This window comes from Vibrio sp. R10-SG-ISO4 (assembly GCF_059834135.1).
The window spans coordinates 425,949-447,612 of sequence record NZ_JCBDHJ010000017.1; the positions used below are offsets into that span (position 1 = coordinate 425,949).

Consider the following 21,664-nt stretch of genomic DNA (forward strand, 5'->3'; position numbering starts at 1 on the left):
TTATCGATAAAGACTATTTGGCGATAGGCTGAATCGATAAGTGGTGGGAGGCCAGTTGCCATGTTGGGCCTCTGTGGCCTTTCGCTTGGTACATCGCCAAGTCCGCCAAACGCATCAAACTGGTTCTGTCTTGCGCATGGTCTGGGAAACAACTCACCCCGATACTCACGTCTAATCTCACCGCTTCGCCCTCGAACACGATAGGTTGATTGAGGTGATGCATCAGCTCATCAATAAGAGTGTCGAGACAGGAGAAATCATCGAGTAAATCGAGACAAACGACAAATTCATCGCCACCCAGCCTGCCGACAAAATCACTGTCACGGAACGAGTGGCTCAATCGATGCGCCACCGTCACCAAAATACAGTCCCCTGCGTCATGGCCCAAGGTGTCATTGATCTGCTTGAATTTGTCCAAATCAATAAACAGCAACGCGAGCTTGTGGTGCTGCAAACGCGCTCGTTGCAAGGCATCGTCCAGTTTGGCATTAAAGGCACGGCGATTTTTTAGGTTGGTTAACGTGTCATGCTCAGATAAGAACGTCAGCTGCTTCTGTTTCTCTTTTAACTGCAACGTTTGACGTTCCACTTCACGTTGTAATTCTTGCTTGGTCACCGTGGTCTCTTTGAGGTTGCTGGTCATGCGATTGAAAAAGGTCGCTATGGTTTCAAATTCTGAATCCATTTTTTTCAGCGATACCTTGGAGTCTAAATCCCCTTTGGATACCGCCACAATCGCCCTTTTGATTTCCGTCGCCCCAATACGATAGCGAAGGAAAATGTGCAAACTGATCAAACACACCACAACCGAGCCGATGATCATCCACCCGGCGGCAAACCACATCAAGGCTTTGAGTTCGCGGGCGCTCTTATCCAAAACTTGGCGATGCACATACGCAAGCTCCTCAGTCATGGTTTGTACAATCATGCTGTAGCGAGATTGAAACAGCTCACGACTGCTCAAATCACTCGCCAACGGTAAGGCCGAATCTTGCGCCGAATAGATCCGACTCTCTTGCGCAATCACAACGGAAAGGCCGTCACTCATTCTTTGCATATTGTCCAACCGGTGATCACGGTTTTCAAAAGTGCTGAGCTGCGCCGCGAGGTCTGAATGAGCGCTGATGACGTGATGCAAGCTCTGCTCATCATAAAACTGCATGAACAACCACAACTGACTTCTCAACATATCCACCGACAGTTGCAGTTCGACCACCTGATCCAATTCGATTTTTGTTTGACGCTGCTGGGCGTTAATGTTTAGCAATAGCACCACAATCAACACGGTCAGTACGAATGTGGTCCCAAACAATAACGAGAGTTTCTTGGTTAACGACTTCAGCATAATTAATCTCGCAGCTCCGACCATTGCTCAAACGGCTCGGTGTAGAGCAGTTGACGAAAATCTGGCATATCATTGTCAACCAAACCATTTTGCTTCGCCCAACGCGCTTGGATCTGCAGGTTGGACAGCAGAGCGTTGCCTAGGGACAATCTGAACACATAGTCATCCCACGACCACGTGATTTGTTCCGCGGGCAGCGCAAGAAACTCCGCCGCCAGCTTCTGCGCGTTCTCTGGGTTGAGGTGAATCCACTCTATCGCTTGATCGAGCGATTGAATCAGTTGCATAGGTGCATCATTAGCTTGAGCCAAATAGGGTTGAGTAGAAAGTAGATTAAAGCTCAATTGATACAGTCCGGTTAAACCGAGATGATTAATTTCACCGCCGGTTGCTTGGTGAATCTGGTAGATCATGGGCTCCCAAGCCGAAATGGCATCCACCTGCCCTTCAAGTAGCGCTGTGACTATCTCTGAAGATGCTACAAACACCTTGTTGATATCGAGATGGCTCGCCTCATGGGACAGCAAGACCGCATCCAAATAGAACTCGCTCGCACTGCCTTGAATCACGCCAATGCGTTTACCTTGCAGCTGACTCACTTGACGAATGTCCGACGAACTGAGTGAGACCAGTTTTACGTCATTGTCTGACTCGACGAAGGTGGCCAGTAGTGCCAGTTCAGGGTGATCAAAAGCGTTAAACATGGCGACCGATTCCGATGCGGTCGCCAAATCGACCTCGCCTTCCATCAGTAACTTCGCGCACTCGACCCCACCGGTGCATGGGATCATTTCAACGGATAAGCCCTGTTTGTCATACAGCCCCAACGCGTTTGCCACAATAAAGGGGGTGGAGAGTGGCGTCGTCGAGACGGCAATCCTCATCGTATTCGATTCACCTTGCTGACCATTCTTACCTTTGGCGCCCAACCACATAAACAGTGCGACGAAAACCACACTGATCCCTACCCATAGCCACTGACTTTTTGTTGTTTTCTGCATTCATTCTTCGCTTTATGTACGCAATCACGCTCGTATAAATCTAGTCAATAGTTGACTATCTGAACAGAAAAAGAATGAATAAAGCCGAGGATTTCTCACAATTAACGCGCCCATCAAGCAAAGTGCGCCTTCGGTTGTTGTGCGATTCATGATAGTTAGCCTTATTTGGCTTAATACCTCATGCTTTAGCTCCCTAAACTGGTGCGCGTGCAACCATGCACGCACCAACAAAGTGAAATTAAATTACACAAAATGAATCTTCCGTGACATCAAAAATTAGTTGTTGATCACATTTAAACAATGAACTATGTTACCTACATACAAACATGTAATTTAACTACAACGAGGGAGTTGGGTATGTTATCAGTGATTAAAAATCTATTCGTTCACGATAGAGACTACGCAGGTCGCGACATCGACCTCGTCATCGAACGCTTGGCGGCGCAAACGAAAACCGACCGTCACGCGTGGTCTTACTTACAAGACCTGTCCGTTTACGAAAACACCACCAGCGGCATGCGCGTGTATCCGCATGAAGTGGCAAAATACGCCGCATAAACGGCGTGCTCAGTTAAACATCGACATTCATATCTCAATAGGCCTCATCGCGAGGCCTATTTTTGTTTCCCTTGTTGCACAGTTTTCTTGTCAAAAGGTGACTCCTCGGACTACTCATTAAGTATCATTTCGTATAGGTTGTTATCAAAGCGGCGACTCAACTTATGAGTGACTCTATCGGTGACGCGATATTGCACATGAGCAGCGAGGCATCGCCCTAGACAGAAGTGTACCCATCGCATCTCTGACACAATCAGTGACTTGATGCGCGGTGTAATAAGAATAAAGTGGTTGTCTATGTATAGTATTTCGCTTTGTGTTCGCTCCAACACTCAGCTAGAGAAACATCTCGAAAAGCAGGAACTTGGCTTTTCTTCTGCGATTCTCATCCAGTTATTTTCCAGCCAGTCCCCTAAGACGGTTCGAGGGCTTTCTCGTACCTTGCACAGCAAATGGCCGGATGCGGTGATTATCGGCGCCAGTGCCCAGCACGTGATCCACGATGGGGTCATAGAGCGCGGAGCGACACAGGTTGTGATCACGCGATTTGATTACACCACCTTGACCTATGCATCAGCGCCAAACGCCAGCGGTGCACAAGGCGGAGAGTCCCTGTCTCACTCTCTGTCACTGAGTTCAGAGACCAAGGCCATACTCTGCTTCGTTGATAGACTGACGGCAAAAGGCAACACCTTCTTCCGCTGCTTTGACAACAGCGCCATCCCCGTCGCGGGCGGCGCCTCAACCATCACGGAGCAAGGCCGCTGGGTGCTGCTCAACGGCGAATGTTACCAAGAGTACAGCGTCGCGGTCGCGATTCACAGCCCTAAGCTTCACGTTTGGCGCTCAGCGTTCAGTGAGTGGAACGCCATAGGTCAGAGATTTAAAGTCACCCAAACATCCGACAACACCGTCTATACGCTCAACCATCAAAACATTACCGAGTTGTACCAGCGCTACTTAGCCGATGGGCAGCAACTGCCGCAACAAAAACTGATTGATTTCCCGCTCATTAAGGGCGACCCGACCCATCAAGATGTCTATCTACCGCAGTATGTGGATGAGAATTCGGGTTTGGTGTTTGATAAAGCCCTTAACGTTGGCGATGAGGTTCAGTTTTGCTATGTGCACCCCGAACTCACCATTCACCAAGTTCAAGACAGCGCTTACCACCTGGCTCAGCAGCAGCCCGATGCGATCTTTGTCTTTAACTGTACGTCTCGACTGGACTTTATCGAGGGCAATCAAGAGTTAGCGCCACTGCAACAAGTCGCGCCGACGTATGGATTTTATTGTATGGGCGAGCTCTACAAAGAGCAGTCCACTCAAGAGATTTTGCACCACAGCATGACCTACCTTGCCATGCGAGAAGGCGACGCCAGCGGCCCGGTACCGTCGCTCACACTCGATAACACCTCCAGTGTGTCGCCGCTGTTTTCGATGATCCGCAACGCGTTTGCTGATTTGGACACGCGCAATCTGCAAATGCAGCACAAAATTCAATCCCAAGCCGACGAGTTGGCATCAAGTTATCGCATTGACCACACCACAGGATTGCCGAACCGCTCTGTTCTTCGTCAACAACTGGCAAAAATCAGCGACGATAAAGCCCTGTTTACACTCAAATTAGCCAATCTCCCCGAAATCAATGAGAAATATGGCTACGCCATTGGTGACCGTCTGCTGATGCTGCTGACCTCTTTTTTCATCGACAATCTGGATGATGTCTTTGCGGACAAGGCCACCTTGTATAGCCTTGGCGTGGGTGAATGGGCGACGATTTTTACCCTTGATAAACAGCTAGACAGCGTACGCGAGCGCTATTACCGTGCCATCAAACAAATAGAACATTTCGATCTGGATCACCTGGGCATTGTGGAGACCGACCACATCGCCGTGTCCATCTGCGCAGGCGTGGTGTATCGCCGTGACTTCCCACATTGCAGCCCGGATGAGCTGTTGTTTAAATCGGTCGATGCGCGTCGCTACGCAATTAAACATCACCGCTATTTGTATAACGCCAGCAACTTGGTTTCTCAAGACCAAGAGCGTCAGGTCCGGTTGAAGCAATTATCTGTGGCGCACAGCGCCATCAATCAACATCAAGTGGTGCCGTTTGTTCAACCGATCTTTGAGGCAAAAACCCGCGAGCCAGCGTTCTATGAGTGCTTAGTACGCTTGCAGCATCAAGGTGAGATTGTCTCTCCTGGCTTGTTCTTACCGCATATTCAAGGTACGCGCCTCTACACCAAGATGAGTCGCCAAATGATCAAGTACACCTTTGCTAAAATGCGCGAGAATAACGATATCTTCTCATTGAACCTCTCTCCGCAAGATCTCCTCGACGACCGAACGCTGGCCCTTTTAGAACAAGAGGTGCATAGCCTTACTGACCCCAGCCGCGCCGGAATTGAGATCGTCGAGTCTGAGCAGATCCGCAACTTTGCGCGCATGCGTGAAGTGTGTGACCATTTTCGCGCCATGGGTGTCGCGATCATTGTGGACGATTTTGGCTCTGGTTATTCCAATTTGGATGAGATCATTAAGCTCGAGCCGTCAGTCATCAAACTCGACGGCAGTTTGATTCGCACCATAGACCAAGACGCCAAACAGCGAAAAATCGCCTCGCAGCTGGTCCGATTGTGTGAAGTCTTTGACGCCAAAACCGTCGCAGAATTTGTGCACAATGAGCAGGTATGCCAAATCGCCACGGACATTGGCATCGATTACCTGCAAGGCTTTCATTTAGGTGAGCCAAGAGCGCTGAATTAAAAGGCGCTCAATAAACATACCAACGCGCACCAAGTGCTCAACTTGGTGCGCGTCTGTTCAAGGGTCTTTTACTGCTGCTCAGCGCGAATTCGTAGTACTTGTGCGTAAGTACAATCTCCGAGCATATCGTAAGCATGAATCGCCTCCTGCCCCATGACGAAGGGGTGAGGCTGATTAGCCTGACGATTAGGTAAATCTCGCAACATTTTTTCCGACGAGCCATCGCGTGTGGGATGATTGGACAGGTAAATATCCACGCCAGCCTCTTTTGCAATCTGTTTAAAACGCTGAGCGGCCTGACTGTAGGCAAGGATTCTCTCTTCATCAGGACCATAATTGAGCCCTGTTCCGCCCCACAAACTGACGATGTGTTGTTCACCGTTGTCGTATACCGGGAAAATCAGTGACATCGTACCCGGCGTGTGACCCGGAGTCAGATAAATGCTCACTTTAGTCTCACCTAGAGAGATGGATTCACCGTCGGCTACTGTGATGTCACGTGATGGTTTCTTACCCCAACGAGGACTGGCAAAGTCTTGCACTGGCTGCTCCAGACGCGTCCACTCGACATCGGTCATCACCAAGCGTGGCTGGTAGTGCTCGACGAGGTATTCTTGTCCACCATAGTGATCGCCATGACCATGCGTAATCAGCAAATACTTGATTGAATTGGGATCCAAACCCAACTCAATCAACCCCGCTTCAATATATTGCTTAGCTTGCGCGTTGTTATTTAACGCATCGACTAAGATAATGCCGTCACTGGTTGTAATGGCCCAACTGGATACGCCACCCGTGCCGATGTAGTAGAGGTTATCAAACACCTGTGTCGGTGGGATGGGTTCAGAGCGCCCCTTGCCGCTTTTCTTTTCTTTGCGCTTCTGTTCGCTGTTCACTGTGCGAATCGCCATATTTCGTATCGGCGACTCAATATCGCAAATATTGGTCAAACCTGGAAACAAGTCGGCGTATTGCATGCCTTTTTGCGCATACTCTTGCGCGGTGGGTTCACTGGCATGGGCGCAACATGCCAATGCCATTAGAACAGTCGATGCGAGTACTTTCATTGGTTGCTCTTATCCTATTAAAAAGTGGTGTTAACCGCTAACCAGTAACGACGCCCGTCTTCAACATAACCATACTCATCCACCGTTGTTTCTTGATCAAACAGGTTGTAAATGCCTGCCATCAACTTGACGTTGTCTGTCACTCGCCAATTTGCTCCGAGATCAACATAAGTGATAGACGGTGCTAATGTGCGTGTACTTGTGCTGGTAATGTTGTCTTTCTCACGGCTTTGATAATTGACACGTAACCACGAGTTAACGTCATCGCGAATCGCCCAATCACCATTGGCAGAAATAAGATGCTCTGGTGACTGCACAAGCGGCAATCCATTATCCTCGTCATCGGTCTTTTTCTCACTATGGGTATAGGTGTAACTCGCGCTGACTTTAATCGTGCGCGTCAAACTTTTTGCCACAGAACTTTCTACACCGTAAGTGTTAGCCTCATCAATATTGACGTAGGTGCGATCGCAGCGTCTGCGGTCGGTACAACTCGGGTCGACAAAGTCGTTTTCAATTTTGTCTTTAAACTCGCTATAAAACAGAGTGACATTAGCCGATAGATCCGCAGTATCAACAAAATAGAGGCCCACCTCGGTATTCACCGATGTCTCAGGCGATAGGTCTGCATTACCATACACATCGCAACGACCGTTACAACTAGGCTGCGCCCAGTCTTCATCCATTTCTGTGAGTGTCGGCGCTCGGTAACCTGTCGATACGCCCCCTTTGAGTGTCCACTCAGGAGCCAGTGACCACACCCCGTAGACTCTCGGGCTAAAGTGACCATCAAAAATATCATTTTGGTCATAACGAAGACCCAAAGTCAGTGCAAAGTCATCCGTTAAGTACCACTCGTCTTCGGCAAACAGTGACCACTGCTTGTTTTTAGACGCCAGTGCGTTGCTGTCGTCCGTCAACTCTTTCTGCTCAAAGGAGGCGCCCAAGGTCAAGTAATGTGCAGCAAGGGGTAAACTCCACTGTGTGTTGAGTAAACTGTTTTCAATTTCTTTTTCAGCACCATTGTTACGTACTGTTTCTGTGCTGATAAACGTGGTGCCACTGCCCCATTGATAATTACCCGAGTGAGTCCCAGCCAGTGATTCACGTTGATATTCACGCTCAGCGACTTGTGACTCGCGTGACACTGACTTATCAAGCGTCGTGACACGCTCTTGATCATGCTGAGTGTATTCAACCGAAAAGGTATCTTCATCAGTCGGAGTCAAATGCACCGCAGCACGGTAGTTGTCGAGCGTCTTACCCGCATAACCACCTTCTATTTCATCCTCTTTTCGCTCTTGGTAAAGACCTGTTAGCGATACACTCAGCAGATCTGGAATCACTGGACCCGCAAGATACAACTGACCTTGATAGCCATTGCCTGAACGAGAATTCTCTTGCAGCGTCGTCTCCACTTGCAGACTGCCGTGCCACTCTTGGTAGTCTTTACGAGTGATAATGTTGATCACACCGCCCAGTGCATCGGAGCCGTATAGAGTAGACATTGGGCCACGTACCACCTCAATACGCTCAATCGCACTCAAAGGTGGAAGCCAATCTTGCTCGGTAAAGGTACTGCCGTTGGTCTGCGTTTCACGACCAGACTGCTTACGGCCATCCACTAAGATCACGGTGTATTCTGAAGGCATACCGCGGACGGAAATATCTTGACCATCACCGCCACCGGTAACGGTCACACCCGGGATGTCTTGTAATGCATCAGTAAGATCCTTATAGGCGCGATTCTCGATTTGAGCACGGTCGATAACACTAATGGAAGCCGGCGCTTGAGTCACGGTTTGCTCGTAACCTGCCGCAGTGACAACTAGGGTTTCCATAGAAGAGTTGTCATCGGCGAAGGACGGCATGGATGTCACTGCCGCACTGGCGATCGCCAACGCAACAGGACGAAGAGAAAATGGGCAAATAGACATAATGGTATTTCTTAGACATATAATTGATAATCGTTCTCAGTTTAATATCTAATGAAAATGATTCGCAACTACATTATCATCAATAATGGCGAATGCCATTATCCCATTTATGCATAACGATCGGCCTTTTTATGCAGATGTGTGCTCTACGTCAAACAGATCCTTAAATATGCCGCGAACCCAAATACACATAGGGTCGTCATGAAAACGCTTATGCCAATACAAATAGACATGTTGGAACGCCAATCTCAACTCTGGCGGTACTTCTCTCGCAATCAGGCGCGTATCTTGGCATGCACGCTGCGCGTACGGGGTTGGCAGGTGGAAAACAATATCGCTGGTCGCCGCAATATCTGGAGCAGCATGAAAGTTCGACAGTTGCACCGGAATCGACAAGCGATTCTTTTTGTCCACTAATCCAAGTTCCATAAATTTATGCTCAAAAGAGAGGGTTTTCTCGCCCTGCAACGAGATTTGACCAAAGCTACAGCCCAACAAATTTTCGGCTGTTAATGTCTCATTGGCCAGTGGATGCGATTTACTCATCAACAAGCGAAAATCCCGCTTGGAGACCAGTGCACGATAAAGATTTTGGTCGCCACTGGCGGGCTCATGTGACGAGAGTGCAAAGTGCACATCGCCAGCAATTAGAGCCTCAAAGTGACGCTGCGGCGTGGTATCCAAACTGACGATCATATTGGGTGCACGCTGGCGAATTTGTGCAATAACAGGCGGCATCAAAGTATTGATTTGCGGCTGCAAGCCAAAAAAGCGAACGGTGGTTTCGATGCTACTGGGATCAAAAGACTGCTTATGAACAAGCGTTTCCAAGCTATTGATGATGAGATTGATGTCTTGTTTAATGCTGTCGGCTTTGGTGGTTAACTCATAACCCGAATTGGTGCGCACCAACAACTCATCATCAAACAGCGTTCGCATTTTCTGCAAAGCTCGACTGACCGAAGATTGGCTGATGTTCATCGCCAAAGCAGTATTCGAAACGTGCTTCTCTTCGAGTAAGTTTTTCAAAATCAGCAGCGAGCTAATGTCGACCTGGGATACATTCATGCTTGGACAACTCTAGAGTCAAAATTCGTCTTAGTCCGCTAGGGTAATCTTTGCTAAGAGAAATGTCAGGAATAAATTGAGCAAACCATGACAGGGACACTCGCCCTCAAGAAGTCAATACCATTAAGCCCTGCCTTAACGCAGGGCTTAATCCGTACAGGGTCATCGCCTCGCCGGTTACTCACCAAAAACTAACAGCTCCGCCGCGTCATTCGATGGGTTGGGGCAAATGACAAAGCGAGACGACATGTTAAGATTGGAGGGGGTTCTACCGCGCATTTTCACTTCGCTTAGCCAGCGCAATTCGCTCTGCCAGCTCAGCAAAACCAAACCCGCCGTTTGAGCCGGTGATCCACTGTGGCTGGTGATTAAGCTGACTCAGGACATGGCGAATGTTGTGCACGCCAAAGGTCGTCGATAACCACTCGAACATCCCTTCATCGTTGAGCGAGTCACCCACGTAGGCGATATTGGACAACGCCGGCAGTTGGCCATGGTTGTGCGCACGAAGATAAGCTTCACTGCTGGTGCGCTTAGTGTGCTGACCCAACCAAGCGTTGATGTGAATCGAGCTTTGTGTCGCATTGACGACTTGCCCGTCTACTTCGATAGCGCGAATGTCAGCAAGCAGCTGTTCACACAGCGCTGTTGATAACGGAGTACGCTCTTGACCTGTGTTGACTGCGACATCACAGTAACGAAACGCTTGATCGCTGGCAAACGTTACGTCTGGGTAGTCACGCAGCCGCTCGGTAATACGCTCGATTAACGCTCGCTGCTGGCGCTTCATCTCATCCAAAGGCGTAAGCGTGTGGGTGATGAACCCACTCTCGCTGCGGCGCATCCAAAACGCGCCGTTTTCACCAATCACACCATCGAGCGGCCAGAGTTTGGCCATTTGATCGCACCATCCAGCGCAAGCACCCGTGACACCCACCACTTTCACGCCGACATCACGCAGCACCGTTAACGCATTCAGCGTTTGCGCAGGCAGCTGTCCTTGCCAGGTTAACGTGTCGTCGACATCGGTGAGTAACCAGGTGATAGACGCGAGCGACGCTTGATTAGCGCTAAGCAACGAATCAGGCATTCACCACCTCTTGATGGCGGCCTTCTGTCAGTGAAATGCGCTTCGAGGTATTGGCATCAAAAAGATGCAGATGCTCGGGTTTGATGTCGACACCAAAGCTATCACCGATGGCGATTTTGCTATGACCTTCAACCCGCACCACCAAACGCTGCGCCTCTTCGTCGAGCGTTTTACAGTAGAGCAAGAGGTCAGCGCCCAACGCTTCGATCAACTCGACTTCAACGTGGAACCACGGGTTATCATCGCACAGCTGCAGGTGCTCCGGTCTGAGCCCAAGCTTAACATCGCCCAGATTCAGCGATGCCGTCTCTAGCGGATAGAGCGCCTGAGCCAATTCAATACCATCAATGGTCACACTCGCATCAAGAATATTCATGGAGGGAGAACCAATAAAGGTCGCGACAAAAAGAGAGGCCGGGTAGTCGTAGATATCAAGGGGTGTGCCCACCTGCTCCACGTTCCCTTTGTTCAATACCACCAGCTTGTCGGCCAAGGTCATGGCTTCCACTTGATCGTGGGTGACATAAATCGATGTGGTCGCGAGACGGCGTTGCAGCTTTTTGATCTCCAATCTCATCTGCACGCGCAGCTTGGCATCGAGGTTCGACAAGGGCTCATCAAACAAAAAGACTTTCGGTTTACGAACAATCGCTCGCCCCATCGCCACGCGTTGTCTTTGCCCACCAGAGAGTTGACCCGGTTTGCGATCCAGTAAGTGATCCAACTCGAGCATTTTAGCGGCCTCATTCACCAAAGCGTCAATCTCTGCCTTCGGTGTTTTTCGGTTGCGTAGCCCATAAGCCATGTTGTTGTAGACCGTCATATGCGGATACAAGGCATAATTTTGAAACACCATTGCGATATCTCGCTCACTCGGCTCAAGCGCATTGACGATGGTGTCATCGATAAACAGCTCCCCAGAGCTGATCGCTTCCAGGCCGGCAATCATACGCAGTAACGTCGATTTGCCACAGCCACTTGGCCCCACTAAGACCACCATTTCGCCATCGTGAATGGTCAAATCGACACCATGAATCGCTTGGTATCCGTTCGGGTAGCATTTCGCCACGTTATTGAGAGTAAGTGTAGACATGAATTATTTCTCCGAATCAACCAGACCTTTGACAAACGCTTTTTGCATCGCCAGCACCACAATGACTGGTGGCAACATGGCAATAATGGTCGTGGCCATAATTTTGTTCCATTCAATGACCCCATCGACAACACCCAGCATCTGCTTGATGCCCATCACTATGGTGTAGTACTCGATGTCGGTGGTGATCAGTAACGGCCATAAGTATTGGTTCCAGCCGTAAATAAAGGTGATGACAAACAGCGCCGCGATGTTGGTGCGAGAGAGCGGCAGTAATATGTCAAAGAAAAACTTAATCGGTCCTGCGCCATCAATGCGCGCCGCCTCCACCAACTCACTTGGCACCGTCATAAAGAACTGGCGGAATAAAAAGGTCGCCGTCGCACTGGCGATCAGTGGGATGGTTAAGCCATAAAACGAATTGAGCATGTTGAGGTTAGTGACCACCTCAAAGGTCGGCATAATGCGCACTTCTACTGGCAGCATTAAGGTGAAGAAGATCATCCAAAACGCCAACATTCGGCCCGGAAAGCGAAAAAAGACCACCGCATAGGCTGACAAAATCGAAATGGTCAGTTTACCAAAGGTGATGCACAGTGCCATCACGAGGGAATTCAACAACATACCGGTAATCGGCAGTGCTGTATTGTTGACTTGGCTTGCATTACTCAGCAGTTCGCTGAACACACTTAAACCGAGGTCGCCAAACCAAAGTGGCGTTCCTGTCGCAAAGGCGGTGTTTTCATGGGTGGTCGCCACCAGCGCAATCCAGACTGGTAGTGCAATCGAGACGATGCCAGCCACCAACACAAAGTGGCAAAATAGAGTGAATAAGGGTCTGCGTTCTACCATCAGTAAGCCACCTTCTTCTCAACGTACTTAAATTGGAACACAGTTAACGTCGCGACCAACACCATTAACACCACCGACTGCGCAGCCGACGAGCCTAAGTCCAAACCAATGAATCCATCGTTGTAGACTTTGTACACCAACGTGGAAGTGCTGTTGCTCGGCCCGCCTTGCGTCATCGCATGGATGATGGCGAAGGTGTCAAAAAAGGCATACACAAAGTTGACGACCAATAAGAAGAAACTCGTAGGCGAAATCAATGGGAAACTGATGGTGATAAAACGCTTTACCGGCCCACTGCCATCGATGGCCGCCGCTTCAATTAATGAACGGGGGACGGACTGCAACGCCGCTAAGAAGAACAAAAAGTTATAGCTGATCTGTTTCCATGTAGAGGTGATGATCACCATCCACATCGCGTGGGAGCCATTAAGTGTCGGGTTCCAATCTACCCCTATCCACTGAAGGAGTTGGCTAGCTACGCCGATCGTTGGGTCAAAGAGAAACAGCCACAAAGAGCCCGCCACCACAGGCGCAACGGCATACGGCCAGATCAGAAAGGTACGATAGAAGGTACTACCACGAACGATATGCTCGGCAAACGCCGACAGCACCAACGCACTGACCAACGCAAGCACCGCTACGCTGAGACTAAATTGCAGCGTCGTGAATAATGAATCGAGATAATACGGATCGTGAAGCAGCTTTTCGAAGTTTTCCAAGCCAACAAACTCACGGCTCATCCCAAACGCATCTTCCAGTTGAGATGATTGAAAAATCGCTTGCCCGGCTGGCCAGATAAAAAAGACCAGGGTGATCACCAGTTGCGGGGCGATCAGCGCAATGGGCAGCCATTTGTGTTTAAAAATAACAGGCGATGACATAGATAATCCAGATAGAAAAAGGCGGAGCACATTCGCTCCGCCAAACGAGGGTGTTACTTTTGCGTGCGCTCAAAGCGGCGCAATTGCTCATCACCACGGCTTACCGCATTGTTCAATGCTGTTTTCGCCGTCGCTTTACCAGACCAAACGGCCTCTAACTCTTCGTTGATGATGTCGCGCGTTTGCAAGAAGTTACCAAAGCGAATGCCTTTGGAGTTGACCGTTGGCTCAACCGACGTCATCTGTACGACAGCGGTGTCAGTGCCTGGGTTCGCCTCATAGAAGCCTTGGCTCTTGGTCAGTTCATAGGCAGCCTTAGTGATCGGTAGATAACCGGTAAACTGGTGCCAATCAGCTTGCACTTCAGGGCTAGAGAGATACGAGAAGAACTTCGCTACCCCTTTGTACTCTTCATCAGAGTGGCCACGCAGTACCCAAAGCGAGGCTCCGCCGATAATGGTGTTTTGCGGTTTGTCGACCAGTTCCGCGTCATACGGCAGCTGCGCTACACCGACGTCAATGCCTTTCATGTTCTCTTTAATGCCAGCTAGCCCCGCCGACGAGCCCATGGTCATCGCACACTCTTGGGTGTAGAACAGTGGCATACCATCGGATTGACGACCGCCGTACTTAAAGATCCCTTCTTTTGACCACTCGCCCATTTTCTCAATGTGCTTCACAAACGCTGACTCATTGAACTTAAACTGGGTATCGAGTCCGTCAAAACCATTGCTGTTGTTAGCGACAGGGACATTATTGCGAGCACCGAAGTTTTCAATTTGCGTCCAAGATTGCCAAGTGGTGCTAAAGCCGCACTTAGCGCCCGACTCGATCAGCTTGCGTGAGACGATTTCCATCTCTTGCCAGGTTTTCGGTGCTTCTGTAATGCCCGCTTTTTCAAACATCGCTTTGTTGTAGTACAGCACAGGCGTTGAACTGTTGAATGGCATCGACAACATTTGGCCTTCACTGGTGGTATAGTAACCCGTCACAGCGGAGAGGTAGTTGTCTGGAGCAAACGGCTCTTTGGTGTCTTCCATCAACTGGTAAACCGGGTAGATGGCCTGCTTGGCACCCATCATGGTTGCCGTGCCGACTTCAAAAACCTGCACAATGGCTGGCTGCTCTTTCGCACGAAATGCCGCGATCGCACCTGTCATGGTTTCTGCGTATGAGCCTTTGTATACAGGTTTGATTTCGTAGTCATCTTGACTGGCATTAAAGTCCGCCGCTATTTCATTGACCTTTTTACCTAGCGCACCACCCATGGCGTGCCACCATTCCACTTCTGTTTTCGCTTGAGCTTGCGCACTCAGTAGTGCTGCGGTGACGGCCAAACCGGTCAGGTGTTTGATAGACATAATGGTTCCCTTATGTGAGTCTTACTTGCGTAAAGTCCTAGTGTGGTTAAACCTCAGCGGATGTTCACTTCTCTTTCACATTCGCTGCTTCAGAATTCAAGTGAACATTAATTAGCGAAAGTTACGCTGAGATGACACTTAAATGAACATAAATGAAACTAAACTTTCGGTTGAATGCCTATTTGGGGTGTCATCAAACGGTCACATGAAGATGACAGAGTTCGTTTGAAACAAAATGAACATAGACAGTGAAGAACAATGACAACACTCCCTACCCTTATCCCAACCATGGCCCATCGCGGCCTCTCTAGTCTTGCACCAGAAAACACACTCGTTGCGTTTCAGCGTGCCGTTGAATTGGGCTGCCAGTGGATAGAAATCGACGTCCAACTGAGCGCCGATGATGTGCCCATGGTGATTCATGACCACACAGTGAACCGCTGTACCAACAGCAAAGGTAAAGTGAGTGAATTGACGTTACAGCAACTGAAACAACTCGACGCCGGGTTGTGGTTTGCTGATGAGTTTGAAGGGGAACCAATCCCTACCTTAGCGGAAACATTGGCCTTGACCCAAGCGGCCAACGTCAACCTCAACATTGAGCTCAAACTCTACCCTCACACGGACATTGATCGCCTGTGCCATCACGTCGCTGAGGTGATCAATGAGATGGATATTGACCCTCAGACCCTGCTCTTTTCGAGCTTTAGCACCCATTCCTTGCAATGCATAAAACAATATCTACCCGATGTGCGCCGCGGGCAATTGTGGCAAAGCATTCCCTATGACGCGGCGTCGGTCCTGACTCAAATTGATGCCTACAGCGTGCACTGCGACTACCGCTTTTTGACACAGGCGCAAGCCAAAGCGATTAAGCAGATGGGTTATCAGCTCTACTGCTACACCCCCAACTTTCCCGAATTAGTTGAGCCACATCGCTTATGGGGCGTCGATATGATGATCACCGACGTGCCTCAGCGTTATACTCAGCGTAACGAAACTCACACTGGTGCCGAGCGCCACGCTATTCATGGATAATCTTTCACTCCGCCAACACGCGATCATTGAGCGCATTCATCAACAGGAATATTGTTCGATTGATGAATTGGCTCAGCAGTTTGATGTCACGACACAAACCATCCGCCGTGACATCAACGAACTGTGCAACCTAGGCTTGACCCGTCGCCATCACGGCGGCGTCAGCTTACCTGCCACCCTGAGTAACCGAAGTTACACCTCACGCCGCATGACGAATGCCAAGGACAAACGCGCCATTGCCGAGCGCGTCGTGCAGCATATTCCCAATGGTTGCACTCTGTTTTTGGGTATCGGCACAACCATCACCGCGATTGCAGAGCAGCTTGGGCATCACCGGGAATTGCGTGTGGTGACCAACAACTTTGAGGCGGCGCATATTCTCTCCCAGTTTGAAGAGGTGGAAACCTGGATCCCAGGTGGGCGCATTCGCAGTAACGATCGCGATGTGGTGGATGATAAAGTCGCCGACTTTTTCGCCCAGTTTAGTGCGGACATCGGTATTATTGGCTGCGCAGCGGTCAGTGATATACGCAGTGGCCTAGAGAATACAGAAGCGACGCAGTATGTGATGGAGCACGAATTGCGGGAGGCGCGTGTCAGCCAAGCGATATTGGCCCACGCAGAGCAACGTTGGTTAGTGGCCAACGACAGCAAATGGCAGCGACGCGCCAATACCAAAGTCGCGCCATTGGAATATTTTGATCGCATCTTCAAAGACAGCAAACAAGCCTAACCTGCTCTAGGTTTCACCCTCAAGATGGGTTAACGTAGAAACATTGTTTTGTTTTTTTCAGTTAACGAGGCCGTTAACTCAGTGCAAGGAAAGCTATGGTCGAGCAGGTTGTTGGCATTCTTTTTCCCGTCTTTGCGTTGGTATTGATTGGGTTTTCTGTCGGGCGTTGGTTAAAACCAGACTTCAAACCGATCAACCGCATCAACATGGACGCTTTCACCCCCGCATTGGTGTTCTCCTCTTTGGTGGCGATGCCTCTCGATACCAACCAGTTGCCCCTTTTGAGTGCGTCACTCATTTCAGTTTTATTACCAGGGCTATTGATGATCCCAATTTGCGCAATCACTAAACTGCGCATTAAAGCCTGGGCGCCGCCACATATGTTTCGCAACAGCGGTAACTTGGCGATCCCTCTTTTTACCTATACCTTTGGTGAGACGGCGCTGGCGCCTGCGGTTCTGCTGTTCGTTGTCTCCGCCTGCTTGCACATCAGTATCGGCTTAGCGCTGCTGAGTGAAGGTAACCCAATCAAACAAGTGGTCAAAATGCCGATTTTTCTGGCGGCCAGCGCAGCGCTTTTTCTCAACCTAAGTGGGATTGGCGTGTGGTCCCCTTTGTATGAAGCGACAGTGTTACTCGGTCAAGCCGCGGTACCCGTGATGCTGCTCTCTTTAGGGGCGCAAATGTGTCATATGCGTTTGAGTGGATTTCGTATCGGTGTGCTGTGCACGCTGCAATCCTTGTCGACGGGTGCAGTGGCGTTTGTCGTCATCTATTGGTTTGTGCCGCTGCCGACTTTGGAGCTGCAAATGATGGTGCTGTTTACCATGTTACCACCGGCAGTAATGAACTACCTGTTTGCCGAACGGTTTGGAGTTGAGCCGACGAAAGTGGCGTCGATGGTGCTGTTTGGTAACTTCTTCAGTTTAATCACGCTGCCACTGCTGCTGACATTCGCCTTATCTCTGGGCTAGCTAATTATCTCTACTAACTGGCTTTGACATGTCCAAGCGATGTAGAAACAAAAACAGCGGCCATTGGCCGCTGCTTTCACATCATCATTGATTACTTCTTCAGTTGAGTAAAGTAGTCAAAGATAACCGGTACGTCGTTTTGACCTAGGCCAGCGTCAACCGCTGCTTGTAGGCTCTTTGACGTGCCTTGAGCGATGAGAGACTCAGTGCCTAGCTCTTCACATAGCGCAAGGAAGTAACCAAGGTCTTTGTTTGCGTTCGCTACAGAGAAGCCCAGTTTTTCTTCGCCATCAACAGCGTAGAACTTACAGAACTGCATGAATGGTGAGTTAGATGGACCTGCTGACATGATGTCAAACAGTTGTTGGCCGTCTACGCCTGCAAGCTTAGCAACAGCGAATGCTTGAGACATTGTCGCAACCGTTGTCATACCCATGAAGTTGTTAACAAGCTTAGTCACGTGACCTGAACCTAGTGCGCCTAGGTAGAAGACGTTTTCGCCTTGCTCGTCAAGAACAGGCTTCACTTTGTTGAATGTTTCGATATCGCCTGCTGCCATGATGTTCAAAAGACCATCTTTCGCGTGTGCAGGTGTACGACCTAGAGGTGCGTCAATCATACCCGCGCCTTTCTCAGCAAGGTCAGCACCAATCTTCTTAGTCGAAGCTGGGATAGAAGTACCAAAGTCGATGAGCGTTTTGCCTTCAGACATACCCGCTAGAATACCCGCTTCACCGTAAACCACTTTCTCAACCACTTCAGAAGTCGTCAGACATAGCATTACGATGTCACTTTTCTCAGCCAGTTCTTTACCAGACGTCGCTTCAGAGGCGTTGCCACGAGCAAGAACAGCAGCGACTGCGTCTTTGTTAAGATCCATAACGTTAACTTCGTAGCCACGGTTTTGTAGGTTCTCAACCATGTTGCCGCCCATAAGGCCAAGACCGATGAAACCAATTACAGGTTTAGTCATTTCAGACTCCTAAATGCAATATTGTATGATTATATGATGTGGTCGTAGAATAGCGCTCATGAGCGGCTAACGCAATCCTTGATTCAATAAAAATTGTGGCAAAGCCCTAAAATTGTGAACTCAATCAGAATGAGACAGTGTTTTAAAACACAAACATTGCCGAGCAAAAAGAAGAAAAAATCACACCAATGAATCGTAGAAAACGCTTATTTGTGTGACCAAATGATGGGAATTGTCCGCCTTTAGCGCTCGTCATCTAAGACAGGTGACCAGTTTTCAGGATCGGTTAGCCGCGTTTCACTGGGCGATGCTTGCGCTCGAATGTCACTTGGGTTGTAAATAGCGCAACTCTCCATCGACAAACAGCCACACCCAATGCACCCACCTAAGTCCTGTTGCAGCGCTTTCATCTGCAAGATGCGGTGCTCAAGCAGTTGATGCCACCCTGACGCCATCACTTGCCATTCTTGCCGATTGGGCGCTTGGTGGTGTGGAAGGTGGGCAAACGATGCCGCGATCTCCTCCAAGGTCAGTCCAACTTGTTGAGCGGCTTTAATGATGGCGACTCGTCGCAGCACACTTCGATGATATCGGCGCTGGTTCCCAGCGTTACGCCAACTGAAGATAAGCCCTTTCTGCTCATAAAAATGTAACGCCGACACCGCCACACCTGAACGTTTAGCGACCTCTCCGACTGTCAGTTCCATCTTGGCTCCTTAATTCACTCGAACGTTATCGACTCAAATGAAAAATAACGCTTTACCTAAAGTTAACTTGAGGTTTTAGAGTAGCAGCAACTTATCAATATTGGTACACAGAAAGGAACACCACAATGACATTACACGGACGCAATAAGACCACTCCCTATCTAACCGGACGCTTTTTTGATGGCATTTCTTCTGGGCTATTTATGATGGCTCTACCTTGGCTCATGTTGCAATCGGACAATATGGGCACCTTTGTCGCCTTAGTGGCACTCACTTGTACTGGTCTCTCATTTTTCTTAACGCCCTTCTTTTCAACCTTGATTGACCGCCATTCACGCAAAACAATCTTAGTGATGGTCCAATGGGTGCAAGCCATCTGCGCCGCGCTGGTGATGATCCTGTCATACCACGGCATGCAATCCCCATGGCTATTGGCACTCGCGCAACTGGTGTTTTGGGTCTCGAGCAATCTGGCTTGGTCTACCAATAATGCGTTTACCCAAGAAAATTATGATCACCATGAGTACGCCGCAATTTCAGGACAACAAGAGATCATAATGCAAGGCACCACGCTAGGTGCTGGCGCGTTAGGTATTGTGCTCCTCGAGCAATGGGGAATTGTCGAATTCTCAGCTTTTGCCATGTTGGCATCCACATTAGCGGCTATCAGTTACCTGGTGACACCTTATCGACAAGCGTTACGCGCCGAACGTAAAGTACGCTTTTGGCAACAACTGGTCGAAAGCCGCTCCATTGTGCTTTCTGAACCACGCTTTTACGCCTTCTTGATGCTTTCTTCTCTCTCCTACCCCATTTTGACTTACTTGGGAAAGTTGGTGCCGATCTGGTTTGCACAGCAGCACATTGCTGGGCACTGGCTCGCGGGCTACAACATGGCGTTTGGGATTGGCTCGCTGCTCACCGGACTCATCGTACACAAATTACTGACCCGTCGCGCCTTACCCCGCACCATGCTGCTTGCCATGTCGTTCAGTAGTGTGATGGTGCTAGGGATGAGCATCTCATTAAGCCCAGCGGCCTTGCTTGTCTTCACCTTGTTATTTGGCCTTTTTAATGCGTTAAATCGAATCGCGCGAACGAACTGGATGCACCACACTATCTCCATCCATCAACGAGGCCGCGCCGACGGTGCATTGCAAATGTTTGCCACTCTAACCCAGAATATGAGCTATGTGCTGATCGCTTTGCTCAGCCATGCGGATTGGATCGAACTGGGGTTCTTACTCGCTGCAATCACCATGGGCGGAGCGACCCTCGCCATGCGTTGGCTACTGACTCATGCACCAGAGTCCAGCGTTATGAACGCGTCTATTAAGAGAGGAGAGGTGTCTGCCACCGCAACGTGATCAAAGGTAATCAACACATGGCCGAAACTACCGATCATTTATCAGCACAATTGCAGTATTTTAAGGTGTAGATGTACCTACTCACGTTGTTCAATTGGATGTACGAGATGCCGATGCGGTAAAAAAGGCGGTCGATGAACTTCCAAGCGAATTTGCACAAGTGACCACACTGATCAATAACGCAGGACTCGCGTTAGCACCCGAAGGCGCTGCTGAAGTAGCGCTAACAGATTGGCATACTATGATCGAAACCAACTGCACAGGGTTAGTCAATGTAACACATGCTTTACTTCCAACACTGATTGACATTGGTGAAGGTACGACAATCATCAACGTCGGTTCTATTGCAGGTCAATGGCCCTATCCCGGCAGCCACGTGTATGGTGCGAGTAAGGCGTTTGTCAAACAGTTCAGCTACAACTTACGTTGTGATCTCCTCGGGACCGGAGTACGTGTGACAGACCTAGCTCCCGGTATCGCGGAGACAGAGTTCACGTTGGTCAGAACGAAGGGAAATCAACCTGCATCGGACAACTTATATCGAGGCACCACACCTTTAACGGCACGAGACATTGCAGAGCATATGTTTTACATCGCTACGCTTCCAAATCACATCAACGTCAATAGGGTTGAAGTAATGCCGACTCGCCAAGCGTGGTCACCTTTTGCGATAGACAGAGACTGATTGCCCAGGTGTTATCCGTAGATCGCACTGCTCGTTCGACGTCCGCTATGCTGGCAACTTAAGTATCATTGTCAGCACAGCTTTACACCCTGCCAAATTTGAAGCACCTCCAATGCGTGCTTCATGTATTCTTCAAACTGCCCGGCGTGTTACCATAACGTG

At 49.5% G+C, this 21,664-nt stretch carries 18 protein-coding genes and 1 pseudogene; 7 read left to right on the top strand and 12 right to left on the bottom strand.

All coding sequences use genetic code 11. The features are described from left to right. Positions 1 to 13: 13 nt before the first annotated feature. Positions 14 to 1,345 carry a diguanylate cyclase domain-containing protein gene (locus AC6R03_RS12585; RefSeq protein WP_500632004.1) on the bottom strand — a complete coding sequence of 444 codons (1,332 nt, stop codon included), beginning with the start codon at positions 1,343 to 1,345 and terminating at the stop codon, positions 14 to 16. A 2-nt stretch (positions 1,346 to 1,347) separates the two neighbouring features. Continuing rightward, positions 1,348 to 2,346, bottom strand: coding sequence for an ABC transporter substrate-binding protein (locus tag AC6R03_RS12590; RefSeq protein ID WP_500632005.1), 999 nt, complete (start codon positions 2,344 to 2,346; stop codon positions 1,348 to 1,350). 357 nt (positions 2,347 to 2,703) lie between these two features. Between AC6R03_RS12590 and AC6R03_RS12595 the strand changes: the two genes are divergently transcribed. Next, a complete protein-coding gene (locus AC6R03_RS12595; RefSeq protein WP_334551694.1) occupies positions 2,704 to 2,904 on the top strand; it encodes a hypothetical protein in 201 nt (66 codons plus the stop codon). A 297-nt stretch (positions 2,905 to 3,201) separates the two neighbouring features. Continuing rightward, on the top strand, positions 3,202 to 5,676 hold the full coding sequence (locus AC6R03_RS12600) for a bifunctional diguanylate cyclase/phosphodiesterase (RefSeq protein WP_500632006.1): 2,475 nt from the start codon (positions 3,202 to 3,204) through the stop codon (positions 5,674 to 5,676). 68 nt (positions 5,677 to 5,744) lie between these two features. Here the strand turns inward: AC6R03_RS12600 and AC6R03_RS12605 are convergent, their stop codons facing one another. The 8 genes from AC6R03_RS12605 to ugpB form a co-directional block, all read right to left on the bottom strand. Further along, positions 5,745 to 6,743 (bottom strand): MBL fold metallo-hydrolase, encoded by a 999-nt coding sequence (locus AC6R03_RS12605; RefSeq protein ID WP_500632007.1) that lies wholly within the window; start codon positions 6,741 to 6,743, stop codon positions 5,745 to 5,747. Positions 6,744 to 6,760: 17 nt separating this feature from the next. Further along, positions 6,761 to 8,680, bottom strand: a complete 1,920-nt coding sequence (locus AC6R03_RS12610; RefSeq protein WP_500632008.1) for a TonB-dependent receptor domain-containing protein — start codon at positions 8,678 to 8,680, stop codon at positions 6,761 to 6,763. 129 nt (positions 8,681 to 8,809) lie between these two features. Then, positions 8,810 to 9,748 (bottom strand): LysR family transcriptional regulator, encoded by a 939-nt coding sequence (locus AC6R03_RS12615; protein ID WP_500625678.1) that lies wholly within the window; start codon positions 9,746 to 9,748, stop codon positions 8,810 to 8,812. 268 nt (positions 9,749 to 10,016) lie between these two features. After that, positions 10,017 to 10,838, bottom strand: coding sequence for an HAD-IIB family hydrolase (locus AC6R03_RS12620; protein WP_500632009.1), 822 nt, complete (start codon positions 10,836 to 10,838; stop codon positions 10,017 to 10,019). Next, entirely contained in the window at positions 10,831 to 11,931 is a 1,101-nt protein-coding gene (locus AC6R03_RS12625) for a sn-glycerol-3-phosphate import ATP-binding protein UgpC (RefSeq protein ID WP_500632010.1), read from the bottom strand. The genes AC6R03_RS12620 and AC6R03_RS12625 overlap by 8 nt, the downstream gene beginning before the upstream one ends. Before the next feature lie 3 nt (positions 11,932 to 11,934). Next, positions 11,935 to 12,783, bottom strand: coding sequence for a sn-glycerol-3-phosphate ABC transporter permease UgpE (ugpE, locus tag AC6R03_RS12630; protein ID WP_500625675.1), 849 nt, complete (start codon positions 12,781 to 12,783; stop codon positions 11,935 to 11,937). Continuing rightward, a complete protein-coding gene (gene ugpA / locus AC6R03_RS12635; RefSeq protein ID WP_500632011.1) occupies positions 12,783 to 13,664 on the bottom strand; it encodes a sn-glycerol-3-phosphate ABC transporter permease UgpA in 882 nt (293 codons plus the stop codon). The genes ugpE and ugpA overlap by 1 nt, the downstream gene beginning before the upstream one ends. Before the next feature lie 53 nt (positions 13,665 to 13,717). Next, positions 13,718 to 15,025 (bottom strand): sn-glycerol-3-phosphate ABC transporter substrate-binding protein UgpB, encoded by a 1,308-nt coding sequence (gene ugpB, locus AC6R03_RS12640; protein ID WP_500632012.1) that lies wholly within the window; start codon positions 15,023 to 15,025, stop codon positions 13,718 to 13,720. A 279-nt stretch (positions 15,026 to 15,304) separates the two neighbouring features. Here ugpB and AC6R03_RS12645 point away from each other — a divergent pair, with 279 nt between their 5' ends. From AC6R03_RS12645 to AC6R03_RS12655, 3 genes are all read left to right on the top strand, one after another. Beyond that, entirely contained in the window at positions 15,305 to 16,063 is a 759-nt protein-coding gene (locus AC6R03_RS12645; RefSeq protein ID WP_500632056.1) for a glycerophosphoryl diester phosphodiesterase, read from the top strand. After that, positions 16,056 to 16,796 (top strand): DeoR/GlpR family DNA-binding transcription regulator, encoded by a 741-nt coding sequence (locus AC6R03_RS12650; RefSeq protein ID WP_500632013.1) that lies wholly within the window; start codon positions 16,056 to 16,058, stop codon positions 16,794 to 16,796. Before AC6R03_RS12645 ends, AC6R03_RS12650 begins: the two co-directional genes overlap by 8 nt. A gap of 95 nt (positions 16,797 to 16,891) precedes the next feature. Beyond that, a complete protein-coding gene (locus tag AC6R03_RS12655) occupies positions 16,892 to 17,770 on the top strand; it encodes an AEC family transporter (RefSeq protein WP_500632014.1) in 879 nt (292 codons plus the stop codon). Positions 17,771 to 17,861: 91 nt separating this feature from the next. Here the strand turns inward: AC6R03_RS12655 and AC6R03_RS12660 are convergent, their stop codons facing one another. Both AC6R03_RS12660 and soxR read right to left on the bottom strand, forming a co-directional pair. Then, positions 17,862 to 18,743 carry an NAD(P)-dependent oxidoreductase gene (locus AC6R03_RS12660; protein ID WP_334551681.1) on the bottom strand — a complete coding sequence of 294 codons (882 nt, stop codon included), beginning with the start codon at positions 18,741 to 18,743 and terminating at the stop codon, positions 17,862 to 17,864. Between the two features lie 242 nt (positions 18,744 to 18,985). Continuing rightward, positions 18,986 to 19,450 (bottom strand): redox-sensitive transcriptional activator SoxR, encoded by a 465-nt coding sequence (gene soxR / locus AC6R03_RS12665; RefSeq protein WP_334551679.1) that lies wholly within the window; start codon positions 19,448 to 19,450, stop codon positions 18,986 to 18,988. Between the two features lie 125 nt (positions 19,451 to 19,575). Between soxR and AC6R03_RS12670 the strand changes: the two genes are divergently transcribed. Together AC6R03_RS12670 and AC6R03_RS12675 are read left to right on the top strand one after the other, a co-directional pair. Beyond that, complete coding sequence (locus tag AC6R03_RS12670; protein ID WP_500632015.1) at positions 19,576 to 20,817, top strand: MFS transporter; 1,242 nt, start codon at positions 19,576 to 19,578, stop codon at positions 20,815 to 20,817. A gap of 88 nt (positions 20,818 to 20,905) precedes the next feature. Next, positions 20,906 to 21,502: pseudogene (locus tag AC6R03_RS12675) on the top strand (SDR family NAD(P)-dependent oxidoreductase); the annotation flags it as partial. Between the last annotated feature and the right edge of the window lie 162 nt (positions 21,503 to 21,664).

Excerpts from the sequence above, each read along its gene's own strand:
- AC6R03_RS12600 (WP_500632006.1), top strand. The coding sequence starts at position 3,202 with ATGTATAGTATTTCGCTTTGTGTTCGCTCCAACACTCAGCTAGAGAAA.
- AC6R03_RS12620 (WP_500632009.1), bottom strand. The coding sequence starts at position 10,838 with ATGCCTGATTCGTTGCTTAGCGCTAATCAAGCGTCGCTCGCGTCTATC.
- ugpE (WP_500625675.1), bottom strand. The coding sequence starts at position 12,783 with ATGGTAGAACGCAGACCCTTATTCACTCTATTTTGCCACTTTGTGTTG.
- AC6R03_RS12625 (WP_500632010.1), bottom strand. The coding sequence starts at position 11,931 with ATGTCTACACTTACTCTCAATAACGTGGCGAAATGCTACCCGAACGGA.
- ugpA (WP_500632011.1), bottom strand. The coding sequence starts at position 13,664 with ATGTCATCGCCTGTTATTTTTAAACACAAATGGCTGCCCATTGCGCTG.
- AC6R03_RS12670 (WP_500632015.1), top strand. The coding sequence starts at position 19,576 with ATGACATTACACGGACGCAATAAGACCACTCCCTATCTAACCGGACGC.
- AC6R03_RS12650 (WP_500632013.1), top strand. The coding sequence starts at position 16,056 with ATGGATAATCTTTCACTCCGCCAACACGCGATCATTGAGCGCATTCAT.
- AC6R03_RS12615 (WP_500625678.1), bottom strand. The coding sequence starts at position 9,748 with ATGAATGTATCCCAGGTCGACATTAGCTCGCTGCTGATTTTGAAAAAC.
- AC6R03_RS12585 (WP_500632004.1), bottom strand. The coding sequence starts at position 1,345 with ATGCTGAAGTCGTTAACCAAGAAACTCTCGTTATTGTTTGGGACCACA.
- AC6R03_RS12610 (WP_500632008.1), bottom strand. The coding sequence starts at position 8,680 with ATGTCTATTTGCCCATTTTCTCTTCGTCCTGTTGCGTTGGCGATCGCC.
- soxR (WP_334551679.1), bottom strand. The coding sequence starts at position 19,450 with ATGGAACTGACAGTCGGAGAGGTCGCTAAACGTTCAGGTGTGGCGGTG.
- AC6R03_RS12590 (WP_500632005.1), bottom strand. The coding sequence starts at position 2,346 with ATGCAGAAAACAACAAAAAGTCAGTGGCTATGGGTAGGGATCAGTGTG.
- ugpB (WP_500632012.1), bottom strand. The coding sequence starts at position 15,025 with ATGTCTATCAAACACCTGACCGGTTTGGCCGTCACCGCAGCACTACTG.
- AC6R03_RS12660 (WP_334551681.1), bottom strand. The coding sequence starts at position 18,743 with ATGACTAAACCTGTAATTGGTTTCATCGGTCTTGGCCTTATGGGCGGC.
- AC6R03_RS12605 (WP_500632007.1), bottom strand. The coding sequence starts at position 6,743 with ATGAAAGTACTCGCATCGACTGTTCTAATGGCATTGGCATGTTGCGCC.
- AC6R03_RS12655 (WP_500632014.1), top strand. The coding sequence starts at position 16,892 with ATGGTCGAGCAGGTTGTTGGCATTCTTTTTCCCGTCTTTGCGTTGGTA.
- AC6R03_RS12595 (WP_334551694.1), top strand. The coding sequence starts at position 2,704 with ATGTTATCAGTGATTAAAAATCTATTCGTTCACGATAGAGACTACGCA.